The organism is Butyrivibrio sp. MB2005 (assembly GCF_000424285.1).
Lineage (GTDB): Bacteria > Bacillota > Clostridia > Lachnospirales > Lachnospiraceae > Butyrivibrio.
Genome location: NZ_KE384157.1, coordinates 126529 through 143800, shown reverse-complemented (window position 1 = coordinate 143800; position 17272 = coordinate 126529). Strand labels below are relative to the sequence as shown.

Sequence of the window (17272 nt, the reverse complement as noted above, 5' to 3'; positions counted from 1 at the left end):
GAAGATTTTTAATGGGGTTCTTGGATTTATTTAGGAAAAAAGACACATATCGCGCCGAGAGACAGGAACAGCACGCACTGGAGAACTGGAACGACATCGTCTATACCAGGAAAAATATTGACATGGACGATCAGGCTCAAAGGCGTGAGTATGTGGAGAACTGTCTTAATCAGATGGCTGAAGCCAGCCGTGATCTTGACTCTCTTCAATTCGAGTACAGGGCGGTGACATCCCACCTTCGTGATATGGAGGAGATTGATGCACTTCCGCCGGAGCAGAGAGCAGAGATCAACAGAATCGCAGACAGGATTCTTGAGAGCGAGGAAAAACAGAAGAATTTCAATAAGCGCAGAACCCGAATGACTGACCGGGAATTCGAGAGAATGGAGAGGCTTCAGGGAGATGTACTAAGGGGAGCCAATGCTCTTAAGGAAGCGGAGGAGTACCGTAAAAAGATAAAGAACGATCTTCGAAGACTTGACGGCGAGCGCAAGGCTAATGAATTCAGAAAAGCCGAGATTGAGATGGCCACAGAGTACTGGCACAAGATTATCATTATAGGCTCCTGTGTTATTATTGCTCTTACCATTATTCTTGCGATTTTGTCGGTGGTATTTAAGCTTGATGTTTCCTATGCCTACATGCTTCTTATAGTGATAGGTGCTCTTGTTTTTCTTATGTACAATCAAAAGCGTGTGGAATACAGGCGTGAAAAGAAGGTTGTTCTAAATACCATTGCAAGACTTATTCAGATTCAGAACACTGTTAAGATAAGATATGTAAATAATAAGAATCTCATCGATTACGAGTGCCTTAAGTACGGTGTTGAGAACTCCAAGGAACTCTATCAGCTTTACAACAAGTTTATGCTTGAAAAAGAGGAGAGAGCAAGATATGCAGAGGCTGCCAAGTACCTTGACAGTCATCAGAAGAACCTTATCTACACTCTCAGGAAGTACAGAATTAAGGATCCTGAGATATGGATTCATCAGGCAGCAGCCCTTATCGATCACAACGAAGAGGTTGAGATAAGGCATTCCCTTGTGGGACAGAGACAGCAGCTTCGTAAGCAGATGGATTATAACCGTGACGTTGTCGCAGGAAATGCTAAAAATGAGATTCAGGATCTGGTAAAACAGTATCCTGTTTACAGAGCTGAGATACTTGATATGGTTGATCAGTTTGAAAAGAAATATCCCGGAGCGTAAAGCAGCCCGCAAGTAAAAAGATAATGTAGATATTTAAAGCCGGTAATCACAATTTGTGACTACCGGTTTTTTATGCCATGCTGTCTTGATAGTGTTTCGCAGCAAAATTTCATCTTATGCTCATATTAAACTGTAATTTTTGAATCTCTGTAGATGATCTTCGGTCTTACGTAAGTGAGCTCATAAGGTGCATCCGGGGTAGCGATGCGATAGAGAGATTGCTGCGCAAGGCGCTTGCCCAAAAGATCTATGCGGGCATCTGCTGTTGTGATAAGACCCTCTACATTGGCGAATTCTTCACTGGCATCGAAGCCTGTAACGATTATTCCATTTGGAATGCGCTCAGGGTGCTCAGTGAGATAGAAGTGTACAAAGTGTGCTATGAAATCACTGGCGCAAACAAAAGCATCCGGGAGCTCAGGGAGACTGTCCAGGTAATCATACAAAGTCTGCTTGTATGAGAAAATACCGATTCTGTCAGTCATAACAAATTCTTTTTTTATCTCAATATTGTTATCAAGAAGACATTGACCAAAACCCTTAAATCTGTCTGCGTTAGTCCATGCGTAATGTATGTCGCCGATGAAACCGATTGTCTTGGCGCCGCTTTTAATAACGGATTCCGTGATGTTATATGTGGTGTGAAATCCTTCGATAAGAATAAGGTCTCCCGGTATGTCAGCAGAAGTGAGATCCGGAATAGTATCAAGGAAAACCTTGGGAATTGCGATATCGGTTATTCTTCTTACAATCTCAGCATCATAGACATTCATTACAATTGCCAGATCGCAGGATCCATTCTTAAGTCCGGTCGGAAGAGAGAACCCATCAGAAAAAATGGGATCTATACTTGTATAGATCAGATTGGAATTATTTCTGGCAAATTCTTCTGCCATGTTGTGAATGATGCTGGTCCAATATGTGGAAGACTCAGGTCTTGATACCACAAGAGCAATATTCTTGGGTTCAGAAGGAGCAGAATTCTCGGGAATACCCTTTAAGTAGCCAAGCTGCTCGGCCTTTTTCAGAACGGCCGTCTTAAGAGCTTCGGATACACCTTCATGGTTGTTAAACACCTTCCATACAGTAACTCTGGAAATTCCGAGTTCATCTGCAATGGTTTGCATTGTTACTTTACGCATAAAAATACCTTTCAAATGTTTCTTTTATATAAAGTACCACGATGTTAATAAAATGTAAACAATAAAACAAAATGTAAAGAGCCAAGGAAAAATCAGTTTTATGGATAATTTTGGAACAGGATATCGCAAAAACGCGATAAAATGCACGTTTTTAGGGTGGAACTTCATGTGAAAATGAATAACCGGTTATTGACATTGAATTAGTGAAAATACTACAATTATGTATATAAATGATAATTGATGTTAACAAAATGATAAATCCAGTGATTTTGTTTCAGAGGTGATAAATGGCAAATGAAATTATTAGAAATTCGTTACACTCAGCACTTGATTATATAATTCCGGCTCCTGCGGAAGCATCGGCAAAAAGCGGTATTTTCAGGTTCTGTTTTGACACAAAGATCATCATTTCAGATAAGGCATCTGCCACCGACTATGATGCTGCAAAACTTCTTAAGGAGACTATCTTTGATAAGACAGGAATCCCGGTGGAGATTCAAAAGGGTGAAAAGAAAACCGGATGCATTTATATGGAAAGATGTGAGGGGCTATCTGATGAAGAGTATGAGCTAACAGTTTCAGAGGATGAGATTGTGGCAAGGGCCTGCGGAGACAGAGGGATGCTCTATGCAGTTCAGACACTCAGACAGCTGATTAACCTTAGCGGCTATATTATAGAAGCCTGCTGTATAAAGGATAGGCCTAAGATCCAAAACAGAGGCTTCTACCATGATGCTTCAAGAGGCCGTATCCGTAAGCTTTCTTCCTATAAGAAGCTTGCCGATATTTGCAGCTATTTTAAGCTGAATCAGCTTCAGCTCTACGTTGAGCATTCGTTTTTATTCAGTAATTTTACTGAGGTTTGCAGGGACGATACTCCTCTTACAGCAGAGGATATCTTAGAGCTTGATGACTACTGTGCAAAGCTTCATATAGAGCTTATTCCGTCCATATCAACCTTTGGACATCTCTATAAGGTCCTTAGGACCAAGAGCTTTCAGCATCTTTGCGAGCTTGATGATCCCAGAAAAGAGAAGTTTTCTCTGGAAGACAGGATGCAGCATCACACCCTTAATGTCACCGACGACAGATCCTTTGAGTTTGTAAAAAGAGAGTTGGATGAATTCCTTCCTCTTTTCAGAACAGATTATGTGAATATCTGCGCTGACGAGACCTTTGACCTTGGAAAAGGAAAGAGCAAAAAGCTGGCGGAAGAGATCGGCACGGGGCAGATGTATGTGGACTTTGTAAACAGGATTATGAAATACTGCATCGAAAAGGGTAAAAAGCCTATGTTCTGGGGCGACATCATTGTGGGCTCCCCAGAGAAGGCATCCCAGCTTCCAAAGCAAGCTATCTGTCTAAACTGGGGCTACAGCGAGGAGGAGAAAGAAGACAATACAAGAATTCTTCATGATGTGCCGGTCAGACAGTATCTGTGTCCCGGAGTTCAAGGTTGGAATCATTTTATAAATCGCCTTGATGCAGCATATAAGAATATATCTCTCATGTGCGGCTATGCTTTCAAATACGATGCGGAGGGTGTTTTAAATACCGACTGGGGCGACTTTGGACACCTGCAGGATCCTGCTTTTTCAATACCGGGACTTATCTACGGAGCAGCTTTTTCCTGGTCCGGTATTGTACCTGAGGCTGTGATCAACAGTAAAATCTCAAGGCTTTACTACGGCGATGATACTGAGCAGCTCCTTGGTATTTTCAGGGACCTTGGAATGCTTGAGGATAACAACTGGTGGCAGTTTGTTGTTCTTATCGAGCATTTAGATGGCAAATCAAAGCCGGATGAGCTTAAAGGTTTTTATGAGAGTCTGAACATCGTAAAACCTGAGATAAATGCAGGACTTATTGATAAAAAGCTGGATGAGCTTAGGGCTATCGCTAAGAATTTTGGCGAAGAAGGCATCTACCTGACGTCCAGACTGATACTTTTTGCAGAGGGACAAAAGCTTACGAGCAGAGCGCTTTTCCTGCTTGGACAAAAGCTTTTTGGAGCAGCGGATAATATTCAGGATAAATGCGATGACATGGCAACAGCCCTTGAGAGCTGGCTTTATCAATATAAGAAAATATGGCGCGTTGACAGCAGAGAGAGCGAGCTTTTCAGAGTGAGCGATGTCCTTTGCAAATGCGCTGATGCACTGAGGGAGTGCAAATAAATCTTTAAGAAAAGTGGAGGGAATTATGAGCAAGGTAATTGGCAAAGAACTTAAGAATATCCCGTGGCAGGAGTGCCCGGAGGGGGAGACCAAACCGGTATGGAGATATAGCGAGAATCCCATTATTGAGAGATACGCTATTCCCACATCCAACAGTGTGTTTAACAGCGCTGCAGTTCCCTTTGAGGGGGGATTTGCAGGTGTTTTCAGATGTGATTCTATGGCAGTCAGCATGGATCTGTTTGCAGGCTTTAGTAAGGATGGAATTCACTGGGATATCAATCCCGAGCCTGTTAAGTTTGAGTGTGAGGATGGAGAGATCGCCAAAAGAGAGTACAGATATGATCCCAGAGTTGTTTTCATTGAGGACAGATATTATCTGACCTGGTGCAACGGCTATCACGGACCGACTATCGGAATTGCCTATACCTATGATTTTAAGAAATTTGTTCAGCTTGAAAACGCATTCCTCCCTTATAATAGAAATGGAGTACTTTTCCCCAGAAAAATAAATGGTAAGTACGCTATGCTTTCAAGACCCAGTGACACCGGCCACACTCCCTTTGGAGATATTTTCTATAGCCAGAGTCCTGATCTTGAGTACTGGGGACACCACAGATATGTAATGGGTACCTACAAGGGCGATGAGTCTGCATGGCAGTCAACGAAGATTGGTCCCGGACCTTGCCCCATCGAAACAGATGAGGGATGGCTTCTTATATACCACGGCGTTATCAACACCTGTAACGGCTTTGTTTACAGAATGGGATGTGCGATCCTTGATATTGACGAACCCTGGAAGGTTAAGTACAGATCCAAATTCTACATTCTTTCACCCAGAGAGACCTATGAGCTTTGCGGTGATGTACCTAATGTAGTATTCCCCTGCGCTGCGCTTTGTGATGCTCCTACAGGCAGAATTGCTATCTATTACGGATGCGCAGACACAGTTACGGGACTTGCATTTACAACTGTAGACAGACTTATTGAGTGGGCTAAGACCAACAACTTAGAGTAAGGATGGGACTATGAGCTTTGAACGAGACATTGTCAGAGAAAATGAAATCAAGGAAAGTATAAACAGACTTTCAGAAGAGCTGGCTGACAGACTTAAGGAAAAAGGCGCCTCCGACAAGCTTGTAAGTACTTTTAAAAAGTGCTTTGTGAACACTGCTGATACCACAATGCAGTGTACAAATGATGGCAAAGTTTTCCTTATAACAGGTGACATTGAAGCTATGTGGCTTCGCGACAGCAGTGCTCAGGTATGCCACTATCTGCCCTTTGCCGGAACAGATAAAACAGGCGCAATCGGTGAGCTCGTAAAGGGCGTAATAAGGAAACAGTTCGAGCAGATCTGTATCGACCCTTACGCCAACGCTTTTAATAAAGAGCCGGACGGCAGATGCTGGGCAAAGGACAGAACAGACGACAATCCCTGGGACTGGGAGAGAAAATACGAGCTGGATTCTATCTGCTATCCTATCAGGCTTCTTTATATGTATGTGGATGCGACGGGTGATGAGTCTGTACTTGATGAGGAAGTAAGACGAGGAATCGGTAAAATCCTTGATACCATGGAGACAGAGCAGGATCATACAAACAAATCCGCATACTATTTTGAGAGAGATAACTGTCCTGAATCAGACACCCTTCCCTTTGAAGGAAAGGGTAATCCCGTAGCTGCTACCGGTATGATCTGGTCAGGCTTTAGACCCAGTGATGATGCCTGCAAATATGGCTATCTTATTCCTGCTAATCTCTTTGCTGTTGAGGTTCTCGGATACCTTGAAAAATTATCCCAGAGAATAGGCGATGAAGAGATAGGAAAAAGAGCAAAAGCCATAAAAGAGCAGGTAAAAGAGGGCATAGAAAAGTACGGCATGACAAAGGATGCAGAGGGCAACACAATTTATGCATACGAGACAGATGGTCTTGGGAATGTGAACTTCATGGATGATGCCAATGTGCCAAGCCTTATGTCCATTCCCTTCCTTACATCCATTTCAGGCAGCGATGCTGTTTACAAGGCTACAAGAAAAGCTGTCCTTAGCAGCATGAATCCTTATTATTATGAAGGAACTGCCGCAAAGGGAATCGGCTCACCTCACACGCCAAAGGATTATATCTGGCATATCGCTTTGTCCATGCAGGGACTTACCAGCGATGATAAAGAGGAGAGAGCAGAGCTTATCGAGAAACTAATTAGTACCGATGCAGGCACAGGCTATATGCATGAGGGCTTCCATAAAGATGATCCCGCAAAATTCACTAGAGAGTGGTTTGCATGGTCCAACTCTCTTTTCTCACTTTTTGTAATCGATGCCTACGATTTGTACTGCTAAGCTTAATTCCTGCTTTTGGTTATGGCGATAGTGAAGCATAAAAATAATCCTAGCGTATTGCACAAAATTTATTGTCTGATGAGCCGTAATTTTTTTATTATGGATTATTGCTTACATAGACCTTGTAATGTTACTATAAGTCTTGTTTCAAAAGATTGCTTATAGTAGCAGGTAGGAATATGAAAAATTACTTTTTAAGTGAAAGTGACAAGATTGGGGAAGAGTGCGGCGTCTTCGGAATGTATGATTTCGATGGCGGTGATGTCGCACAATCAATTTATTACGGGTTATTGTCCCTTCAGCACAGAGGGCAGGAGAGCTGCGGTATAGCCGTCAGCGAGACAATGGGACCCAAAGGTAAAGTAACGAGTCATAAGGACATGGGACTGGTTAATGAAGCGTTTAATCACGACATTCTTTCGGGAATGCACGGTGATATAGGTGTAGGACACGTCAGATATTCGACGGCAGGTTCAAGCACCAGAGAGAACGCTCAGCCCCTTGTCCTTAATTACGTTAAGGGGACTTTAGCAATGGCCCATAACGGTAATCTGGTTAATGCTCCGGAGCTTCGAGAAGAGCTTGCTTACACAGGTGCTATTTTCCAGACCACCATCGATTCAGAGGTTATTGCTTACCACATCGCCAGGGAGAGACTTAATACAGCAAGTGTTGAAGGTGCTGTGGCTAATGCCATGAATAAGATAAAAGGTGCTTATTCACTGGTTATCATGTCTCCCAGGAAGCTGATCGGAGCAAGAGATCCCAACGGCTTCAGACCCCTTGTGATAGGAAAAAGAGATAACTGCTATATCCTGGCATCAGAGACCTGCGCTCTTGATACCATCGGAGCAGAGTATATCAGAGATGTTGAGCCCGGAGAGATTGTTACCATTTCGCCCCAGAAGGGCATTGAGTCCAACAGACAGATGGTTGGCAGCGTAAAATGCGGTCATTGCATTTTTGAATATATTTACTTTGCAAGACCGGACAGCATTCTTGACGGCGTAAGCGTATATGAATCCAGAATTAAAGCAGGTCGTTTCCTTGCTCAGGATTCACCGGTGGAAGCGGATGTTGTTGTGGGTGTTCCTGAATCCGGTAACTGCGCAGCCCTTGGCTATTCCATGGAATCGGGAATTCCTTATGGACAGGCCTTTGTTAAAAACCAGTACATCGGAAGAACCTTCATTAAGCCCGGACAAAAGAGCCGTGAGAGCAGCGTACAGGTTAAACTAAATGCTCTAAAGCATGTGGTTGATGGCAAGAGAGTTATCATGATCGATGATTCAATCGTCCGCGGAACCACATCAGACAGAATCGTTAGAATGCTTAGAGATGCAGGAGCTACAGAGGTTCACATGAGAGTCAGCTCACCGCCATTCTTATGGCCCTGCTATTTTGGAACAGATGTCCCTGCAAGAGAGCAGCTTATAGCATATAATAGAAGCATCGATGAGATATGCGAGATAATCGGTGCTGATTCACTGGGATATCTTAGAGAAGAGAGACTTGAGGAACTCGTTGGACATAAGTTTGATATCTGTAAGGGATGCTTTACGGGAGAATATCCTGTAGCACCTCCGGAAGAAGATATTAGGGGAGAATTTGAGCGATAGATGGATGAGAGTTTACTCAAAAAAATTGCTGGCAATTTTTTTTGAGTGAATTCGAAGACATAACGTACATGAGGAAGTAGCACGATTAGTGCGGATTCCGAATGTGCGTAGCGTGACGGGAGCTAAGCGAAGTCACGCGTTATAGCGTAGTATATGTTGATTAAAAGGAGGACCATATGAGTACAGATCGTTATACCAGCCCGCTTTCAGAGCGCTATTCAAGTAAGGAGATGCAGTACATCTTTTCACAGGATATGAAGTTCAAAACCTGGAGAAAGCTTTGGATTGCCCTGGCAGAGATTGAGAAGGAGCTTGGCCTTAATATTACACAGGAGCAGATCGATGAGCTTAAGTCTCACCAGGATGACATCAACTATGATGTCGCAAGAGCCAGAGAAAAGGAAGTTCGCCATGATGTTATGAGCCATGTGTATGCTTACGGACAGCAGTGCCCCAAGGCAGCAGGTATCATTCACCTTGGTGCTACAAGCTGCTATGTTGGTGATAACACAGATATCATCATCATGACTGAGGCTCTTAAACTCGTTAGAAGAAAGCTTCTTAACGTTATCAGCTGTCTTGCAAAGTTTGCCGATGAGTATAAGGATCTTCCTACTCTTGGATTTACACACTTTCAGCCTGCTCAGCCTACCACAGTAGGTAAAAGAGCATCCCTGTGGCTTCAGGATTTCACAATCGATCTTGAGGACCTTGATTATGTTCTTGATAACATGAAGCTTCTTGGTTCAAAGGGCACAACAGGAACACAGGCATCCTTCCTTGAGCTTTTTGACGGAGACCTTACCAAGGTTGATAAGCTTGATCCCATGCTTGCTGAGAAGATGGGCTTCAAGGGCTGCATGGCAGTTTCAGGTCAGACCTACAGCCGTAAGATCGATATGAAGGTTGTAAATGTTCTTGCCGGAATCGCATCATCTGCTACAAAGATGGCTCAGGATATCAGACTTCTTCAGCACCTTAAAGAAGTTGAGGAGCCCCATGAAGCTAAACAGATCGGTTCATCCGCAATGGCATATAAGAGAAATCCCATGAGAAGTGAGAGAATCTGCTCACTTTCCAGATACGTTATCGTAGATACACTTAACCCTGCAATCACAGAGATTTCACAGTGGTTTGAGAGAACACTTGATGATTCGGCTAATAAGAGACTTTCAATAGCTGAGGGCTTCCTTGCGATCGATGGTATCCTTGATCTTTGCATGAACGTTACAGACGGTCTTGTGGTATATCCCAAGGTTATCGAGAAGCGCCTTATGTCAGAGCTTCCCTTCATGGCTACAGAGAATATCATGATGGATGCTGTTAAGCTTGGCGGCAACCGTCAGGAGCTTCACGAGAAGATCAGAGAGCTCTCCATGATAGCCGGCGACCACGTTAAAAAGGATGGTCTCGACAACGACCTTCTTGATATGATCGTAAAGGATCCCGCTTTCCACATGACAGAGGATAAGATCAAGGAGTGCCTGGATCCGGGGAAGTATACAGGCTGCAGTGCACACCAGGTAGAGCGTTTCCTTGCAGAGGTTGTTAATCCCATTCTCGATGCCAACAAGGCAGATCTTGGGCTCACAGCTGAGATTAACGTTTAATATCTGAACCCATTTTTTACAGGTAAAAAATAGGACATCTCAATAACAAAAAAAGAGCATCAAAAGTAAAATATCGCTACTTCATTTTCTGTATGTTATGTTGCATAATATTTAATATGCACTAACAACCAAGTACAGAAAATGAGGTAGTTTTTATATGGGAAAGACATGGGATATTAAGAAATTTGCGGAAACTGCACGAGCTGCAGCAGCAGAAGGTATTGTTCTTCTGAAAAACGACAGAGGTGCACTTCCGATTGAGAAAAATGCTAAGGTAGCAGTTTTTGGAAGAAGCCAGATGAACTATTACAAGAGCGGAACAGGTTCAGGCGGTATGGTCAATGTAGACTATGTTGTTGGAATTTATGAAGCCCTTGAAGCATCTAAGAAATTCAAACTCAACAAGAAAGTGAGAAAGGCCTACGAGGAATTCGTTAAGGAACATCCCTTTGATACAGGTGTGGGCTGGGCAGCAGAGCCATGGTTCCAGGTGGAGATGCCTCTTACAGACAAGCTTGTTGCAGATGCAGCAAAGGAATCTGAGGTTGCTATTTTCATAATTGGCAGAACTGCAGGTGAGGATCAGGACAGCAAAAATGAGCCGGGAAGTATCCTCCTTACAGATACCGAGAGAGATGCTATTGCAAAGCTTTCTAAGAAATTCAAGCGCACAGTAGTGCTTCTTAATGTAGGTAATATCATTGATATGAGATGGGTTAAGGAACTTGACCCTGCAGCTGTACTCTATGTATGGCAGGGCGGTCAGGAAGGCGGTAACGCTGTTCTTGACGTTCTTACAGGCGATGTTAATCCTTCAGGTCATCTTGCAGACACCATCGCTGAGCGCATCGAGGACTATCCTTCAACAGAGAACTTCGGTTCCGAGAAGGAGAATTTCCAGAGCGAGGACATCTACGTAGGATATCGCTATTTTGAGACCTTTGCTAAGGATAAGGTTCTTTATCCCTTCGGATTTGGCCTTTCATATACAGAGTTTTCTATAGAGAAGAAGTCCTTTAAATATGATAAGGATGCTGTGAAGGTGGCTCTTACAGTTACCAACACAGGTAAGGTAGCAGGTAAGCAGGCAGTTCAGGTTTACATGCAGGCTCCTCAGGGCAAGCTTGGCAAGGCTGCAAGAGTACTTGTGGGCTTTACCAAGACTGAGCTTCTTCCCGCAGGCGCATCACAGACTGTGGAGATCAACGTTCCTGACTACTGGATGTCATCCTATGATGATTCAGGCAAAACAAAGCATAAGTCCTGTTATGTAATGGAAGAGGGTACTTATACCATTTACGGAGGCTTTGATGTAAGAAGCGCCGAGGCTGTAGGAGAGTTTGAGATTAAGAAGCTCAAGGTTACAGCTAAGTGTGAGGAAGCATACGCTCCTGTTCAGAACTTTAAGCGCCTTGTTCCCGAAGAAGCCTGCGGACTTTTTGCAAAGGGTTATGAGGATGTTCCCACAAGAACCTCAGATCCCAATAAGAAGAGAAAAGATGCCCTTAAAGAGGCTAAAGCATACACAGGTGACAAGGGCTATAAGCTTAAGGATGTGGCTGACGGTAAGGTTTCCATGGAGGATTTCCTTGCGCAGCTTTCAGATGATGACCTTTGCGCTATGATGCGCGGTGAGGGTATGTGCTCTCCCAAGGTTACCCCCGGTATTGCAGGAGCATACGGCGGCGTAACAGAGAACCTTAATGGCTTTGGCATTCCTGTAGGCGGCTGCTCCGATGGCCCCAGCGGTATCAGAATGGACTGCGGAACACATGCTTTCTCACTTCCTAACGGAACCTGCCTGGCTTGTACTTTTAATGAAGATATAAACGAAGAGCTTTTCAGATGGGAAGGCCTTGATCTTAGAAGAAACAGAATCGATGCTCTTCTTGGACCCGGAATGAACATTCACAGAAGTCCTCTTGGCGGAAGAAACTTCGAGTACTTCTCAGAGGATCCTGTTCTTACAGGAAAAATGGTTGTTGCTCAGCTTAAAGGTATGCACAAATATGATGTTACCGGCGTTATCAAGCACTTCTGCGGCAACACTCAGGAGCTTAAGCGTCATTTTGTAGACTCTGTAATCTCTGAGCGTGCCCTTCGTGAGATTTATCTTAAGGGCTTTGAGATGGCAGTAAGAGAGGGTGGTGCCCGCGCTGTAATGAGCACTTATGGCCCTGTAAACGGTATCTATACCTCCAGCAGCTATGACCTTCTTACCACAATCCTTCGCGGTGAGTGGGGATTTGACGGTATTGTAATGACTGACTGGTGGGCAATGGGTAACGACGAAGCAGGCCAGAAGGGCAGTTATAAGAATCTTGCTGCACAGGTAAGAGCTCAGAATGACCTTAACATGGTTAACAGCGATGCCGGTGCCAACAGTAATGAGGATAACCTTAACGGTGCCCTCAAGCTTGGAACAGTAACAAGATATGAGCTTGTAAGATGTGCTGCAAACATCTGCAATTTCCTTCTTAAGGCTCCCGTTTGGAAGCATAGCCTCGGTATTGAGTCCGCTCTTGATAAGGAGCTTGCAAAGGCTGTAGATGCAGGTGATGATGCTATGCTCAAGAGTATGGTTCCTGTTCTTATGGATAAGGAAGAGATGGTTCTTGATCCTAAGCACTTAAAGGCAGAAAAGGGCGAAACAAAGGCATTTGCCATCACTACTGCCAGAAGAGGTGCCATCACTGTAGAGCTTGTGATGAGAGCAAAGGATCAACCTGCAATGGCACAGCTTCCGCTTTCAATATTTATGGACAGAAATCTCATCCGTACCATCACACTTACAGGTATGGACACTGAATGGCAGACAGTAGAGGTTGAGCTTCCTCCGTCATTTATGGTTAACTATTATCTGAAGTTCTACTTTGGACAGGCAGGACTTGAGTTTAAATCCATTAAGCTTAAGCTTACAAAAGACCTTGAGGATATGTTCAAGGGTGGCCTTGAAGCCTTAATGAAAAAAGATGAAGAATAATTGGAGCCGTTAATGAGTGGTATTACAAACAAGCTTAAAAAGATAGCAAAAATGGATAAGAAGACCATTGTAAAGAAGCTTCTTTCCTTTGATGATGTGTATGTGACAGGTTATAGAAAATACAGCGATGATACCTTTCTTGGAATCACAGGGCATGGTGAATTTGATGCGGTGCCCACAAGCAAAAGATACTGGTATGCTGATCCTGTAATCTACACTAGAGATAGCAGTTCCTATCTTTTTATGGAAGCCTTTGATAAGAAAAAAGTAATTGGAAGGATTGCGGTGTGTGAGCTTACGGTGGCAGGTGCGACCAAACCCAAAGTTATCATTCGTGAACCCTTCCATATGTCCTTCCCTATGGTCTTTGACTTTAGGGGAGAGACCTATATGATACCTGAGACCAGCGCAGATGATTCCATACGCTTATACAAGGCGGTTGTATTCCCTGATAAATGGGAGACCGTAAAAGTATTCAAGCTTGGAAGAAAATTCGTTGATACAGCCATTATAAGTAAAACCGCTGACAGTATCAGGATACTTACCTGTGAGGTCAGCCCTTATAAAGAGTATGAATGCAGATTCCAGAAATTTGAGATTAGATTCGATGAGGAGAAGGGCTTTAGTATCGAAGAGGATGTAAAGTTCAACAGCGCTCAGGAGTATGATCTTAAATCCAGAAATGGCGGAAATATCCTTACCTACGAGGGCAAAAGATATGTAGCTGCTCAGGAGAGTAAACAGACTTCCTATGGAATAGCCATGGATTTTTATCCCTACAGTGAAGAGCGCATCCTTCTTGCAGATAAAGCCAAGTGGCGCATTCCTGCAGATGATATAGTAGTAAAGGGAGCTCCTAAGGGGGATGGAGTTCATTCCTATTGCCACAATGATGCTTATGAAGTAATTGATCTTAAGTACATGGAATGGAATCCTCTTAAATATGTGAAAAGAGTGTTGAGGAGACATTGACATGAGCATTTTGGACTCACTGACAGAAAATCAGCGAAAGTCATTAGAAGAAGCCATGGGGATAATGAATCAGGTCTATGGAGATGAAATAGAAATAGATCCTGAGATTTATGCTAATGAGCATTATGGTAATCCATTCAGGGTATCAGAGCCTTTCTCAATTACATGGGAGGATGATAAGCCTGCGGGACTATCTGCTTTTATCGGTATGAAGCTCATATATGATAAAAGAGTTATGAATGTAGCACAGGCAGTTGACGGAGCCGTTGCGCCCCATGCAAGGGGGAAGGGCCATTATTCCAAGGCTTTCAAAGCATTTGAAGAAGGTAATAAGGAGTGCGATTTTATCATCGGACTTCCTAATAAGAATTCATATCCAAGGCTCTTGCATTACGGATACAATAAAGTAGTCTGGCTATGTCACTACGTTTATCCCACAGCACCCTGGGGATTCGTATTTGGTGAGGGTAAGATCACTAAGATACTGGATAAAGGTTTTAGGGGCTTTTGCTCATTAAAAAATCTTAAGCCGGGAGATAATGAAGAACTGGAGCTTTTCCCTGTAATAAGCTACAGTGAGCTGGACAAGGATAACATCAAAAAGGAGCTCAAAAAGTTCATGGTGCCCATATCCGATGCTGAGATTTCAAGGTTATGGGCAGAGTCCATGTGCCATTTCATGCATACTTCTGACATATACAGGTGGAAGTTCTCATATAATCCCGATACCAGATTTTTTTGGTCGGTACTTAGAACCAGAACCGGCAGCCTTATGGGCTATGCTCTTTGCCATCTTAGGAAAAAAGCAAAGGGATACATGGTAATAATAGATGATTATCATACAGAAGCTCGTGATAATGATGAGAAACTCAGAATCTGCAGGCTTCTTTTCTCGAAATTCATTGATCTTGGCGGACTTATGGAAGTGCCCTTTGTCAATGATGAGACAGAAGATGGATACATCCTTAAAAAGCTTCATTTTAGGAATGCGACGAATATGCCCTTTGGGCTTCGCGGTGGCCCGCTGATAGTATCAGCCAATTGCCGCTATCGCAAACAAATGGAAGGTTGTGAATTTAGGAATATCGACAGCGATGTGCTGTAATGAAAAGATGTAATATAAAAGCCGCCCGGTGGTAGTAAACCGGACGGCTTATTAAAATGGAAAGTTAACCTTTAACAGCTCCCTCGATCATACCTTCCATGATTTGCTTCTGAGCGATAAGGAAGAGGATGATCATAGGCAGGATTGCAAGAAGTGCAGCTGCCAGAATCAGGTTCCACTGCTTAACGTAGGAACCTACGAAAGCCTGAACTGCAACGGGAAGTGTTTTAACCGGACCGTTCTGACCAAGCATCATTGAAGGCAGAAGATAATCGTTCCAGATCCACATTCCGTTAAGGATTGTTACTGTTGTAATAACAGGTGTAAGAAGAGGGAAGATAACCTTGAAGAACACCTGCTCAGGTGAGCATCCGTCGATTGATGCTGCTTCCTCAAGATCAAAAGGAATTCCCTTAATAAATCCTACGAGAATGAATACTGTCATGGCACCACCGAATCCCAGATAAGCAAATACGATACCGGGAACGGACTTAAGCATCGGGATACCGATGAATTTTCCTACATCTCTGAAGGTAGAGATAAGAGGCAGCATAACTACCTGGAAAGGAATGATCATGGATGCGATGAATGTGAAGTAGATCACATTTGACCATACAGTCTTGTTACGGCAGATAACCCATGCTGCCATAGCTCCGAACAAAGCAAGAAGTCCAAGAGACAGAACAGTAATAAGTGCTGAATAACCAAAGGTCTGCCAGAATGTAAAGCTTGAGTTGTTAATAACTTCATCAAGGTTTCTAATAAGCTTGCTGAAGGATGCGCCGTTAAATCCGATAGGATTTGAAGTGATCTCATTAGCATCCTTGAAGGAGTTGATTACAACAAGGAAGAAAGGGAACAGCACATAAGCTGCAATTATAATAGCAATGATGAAGCGGATTATTACGCTGGATGTTTTTTCCTTGGTATGCATTATAATTCAACCTCCTTCTTGTTAGATATGCGAACCTGTAAAATGGATACGCAGGCCAGAATAATGAAGAACAATACGGCCTTTGCCTGACCAAGTGCGTAATTGTTCTTAATAACTGCTGTGTTATAGATATTAAGAGCAAGCATCTCGGTACCATTTGTGAGGTAATTTCCAAAAATATCAACGGATCCCTTACCATTTGTAAGTGCAAGGTTTACATCGAACTGCTTGAATGCACTTGTAAGTGTAAGGAATGTACAAATAGTAATTGTAGGAGCGATCATAGGAATCTTTATCTCGAAAAGAGTCTGCATGGGACCTGCTCCGTCAATAGCTGAAGCTTCAAGTACATCGCCGGGAATAGTATTAAGACCTGTGATGTAGATGAGCATTATGTATCCGGCGTACTGCCAGATATAAACTATGATAACTGCAAGGAAAGCTGTTCCTGTGTCAGCGATCATCGAATACTGAGTGTTAAATACCTTAGTAACAACGTTACTGAAAATGAACTGCCATATGTAACCAAGTACGATACCACCGATAAGGTTAGGCAGGAAGTAAGCTGCTCTGAAGAATCCAAGACCCTTGATCTTTGATGTGCAAAGAAGAGCCAAAAGGAATGCTACCAGGTTAACCATTATCATGTTACATACAACGAACAAGAATGTCAGGAATATAGACCAAAGGAAACTTGGCTGTGTAAACATACTTGTGTAATTGGTAAGTCCAACAGTATTTCTTACTCTGATTCCGTCCCAATCAGTAAAGGAATAACCAATACCAAGGAAGAGAGGAATGATAACTGTTACCAAAAAGGCAAACAGCAGCGGGAATAAGAAAAGAATGTTAATAATTGTACGGTGATGCTTAAGTGTGGGGAAGAAGTATAATCCTAAAACTATGCCTACAATACCCAGGATAAGTGTAGTGCCACGGAAAGAAGCTTCCGATTTAGTGAAATCCAGAGCGAGAGACCATATAAGTAGTCCTAGCCCTGCGATCAGGCAAAGTATGGAAAGAGCTCCTTTAGTCGAAGATGGTGTTTTCATGCAAGAATCTCCTTTATGGCCTAAAGCCTGTCAATAGATTTAAAGTTCTCTGCTAAGTAAATAATTTGATAAGTAAAATATGTTGAAAATCAGTTAGTATTACGAGATAAATCGGGCAGAGCATT

General features: G+C 43.1%; 12 protein-coding genes. 9 read left to right on the top strand and 3 right to left on the bottom strand.

What is annotated here, in order from left to right:
* The first annotated feature begins 11 nt into the window (after positions 1 to 11).
* Positions 12 to 1208, top strand: coding sequence for a hypothetical protein (locus tag G610_RS0115710; RefSeq protein ID WP_026525525.1), 1197 nt, complete (start codon positions 12 to 14; stop codon positions 1206 to 1208).
* A 125-nt stretch (positions 1209 to 1333) separates the two neighbouring features.
* Here G610_RS0115710 and G610_RS0115705 read toward each other — a convergent pair whose 3' ends face one another.
* A complete protein-coding gene (locus G610_RS0115705) occupies positions 1334 to 2350 on the bottom strand; it encodes a LacI family DNA-binding transcriptional regulator (protein WP_026525524.1) in 1017 nt (338 codons plus the stop codon).
* A 287-nt stretch (positions 2351 to 2637) separates the two neighbouring features.
* Here G610_RS0115705 and G610_RS0115700 point away from each other — a divergent pair, with 287 nt between their 5' ends.
* The 8 genes from G610_RS0115700 (at position 2638) to G610_RS0115665 (ending at position 15161) form a co-directional block, all read left to right on the top strand.
* Positions 2638 to 4527, top strand: coding sequence for a beta-N-acetylhexosaminidase (locus G610_RS0115700; protein WP_051198055.1), 1890 nt, complete (start codon positions 2638 to 2640; stop codon positions 4525 to 4527).
* A 25-nt stretch (positions 4528 to 4552) separates the two neighbouring features.
* Positions 4553 to 5545 (top strand): glycoside hydrolase family 130 protein, encoded by a 993-nt coding sequence (locus tag G610_RS0115695; protein WP_026525522.1) that lies wholly within the window; start codon positions 4553 to 4555, stop codon positions 5543 to 5545.
* A gap of 10 nt (positions 5546 to 5555) precedes the next feature.
* Positions 5556 to 6872 carry a glycoside hydrolase family 125 protein gene (locus G610_RS0115690; protein WP_035797767.1) on the top strand — a complete coding sequence of 439 codons (1317 nt, stop codon included), beginning with the start codon at positions 5556 to 5558 and terminating at the stop codon, positions 6870 to 6872.
* A gap of 179 nt (positions 6873 to 7051) precedes the next feature.
* Positions 7052 to 8491 (top strand): amidophosphoribosyltransferase, encoded by a 1440-nt coding sequence (gene purF / locus G610_RS0115685; protein ID WP_026525520.1) that lies wholly within the window; start codon positions 7052 to 7054, stop codon positions 8489 to 8491.
* Between the two features lie 176 nt (positions 8492 to 8667).
* Positions 8668 to 10101, top strand: coding sequence for an adenylosuccinate lyase (gene purB / locus G610_RS0115680; protein ID WP_026525519.1), 1434 nt, complete (start codon positions 8668 to 8670; stop codon positions 10099 to 10101).
* A 157-nt stretch (positions 10102 to 10258) separates the two neighbouring features.
* Positions 10259 to 13084 carry a glycoside hydrolase family 3 protein gene (locus tag G610_RS0115675; RefSeq protein WP_026525518.1) on the top strand — a complete coding sequence of 942 codons (2826 nt, stop codon included), beginning with the start codon at positions 10259 to 10261 and terminating at the stop codon, positions 13082 to 13084.
* A gap of 12 nt (positions 13085 to 13096) precedes the next feature.
* The gene (locus G610_RS0115670; RefSeq protein WP_026525517.1) at positions 13097 to 14056 is read left to right on the top strand and encodes a glucosamine inositolphosphorylceramide transferase family protein; all 960 of its coding nucleotides are present in this window, start codon (positions 13097 to 13099) and stop codon (positions 14054 to 14056) included.
* Between the two features lies 1 nt (position 14057).
* Positions 14058 to 15161 carry a hypothetical protein gene (locus G610_RS0115665; protein ID WP_026525516.1) on the top strand — a complete coding sequence of 368 codons (1104 nt, stop codon included), beginning with the start codon at positions 14058 to 14060 and terminating at the stop codon, positions 15159 to 15161.
* Between the two features lie 64 nt (positions 15162 to 15225).
* Here the strand turns inward: G610_RS0115665 and G610_RS0115660 are convergent, their stop codons facing one another.
* Both G610_RS0115660 and G610_RS0115655 read right to left on the bottom strand, forming a co-directional pair.
* Complete coding sequence (locus G610_RS0115660; RefSeq protein WP_026525515.1) at positions 15226 to 16095, bottom strand: carbohydrate ABC transporter permease; 870 nt, start codon at positions 16093 to 16095, stop codon at positions 15226 to 15228.
* Positions 16095 to 17147, bottom strand: coding sequence for a carbohydrate ABC transporter permease (locus G610_RS0115655; protein WP_026525514.1), 1053 nt, complete (start codon positions 17145 to 17147; stop codon positions 16095 to 16097). The genes G610_RS0115660 and G610_RS0115655 overlap by 1 nt, the downstream gene beginning before the upstream one ends.
* Between the last annotated feature and the right edge of the window lie 125 nt (positions 17148 to 17272).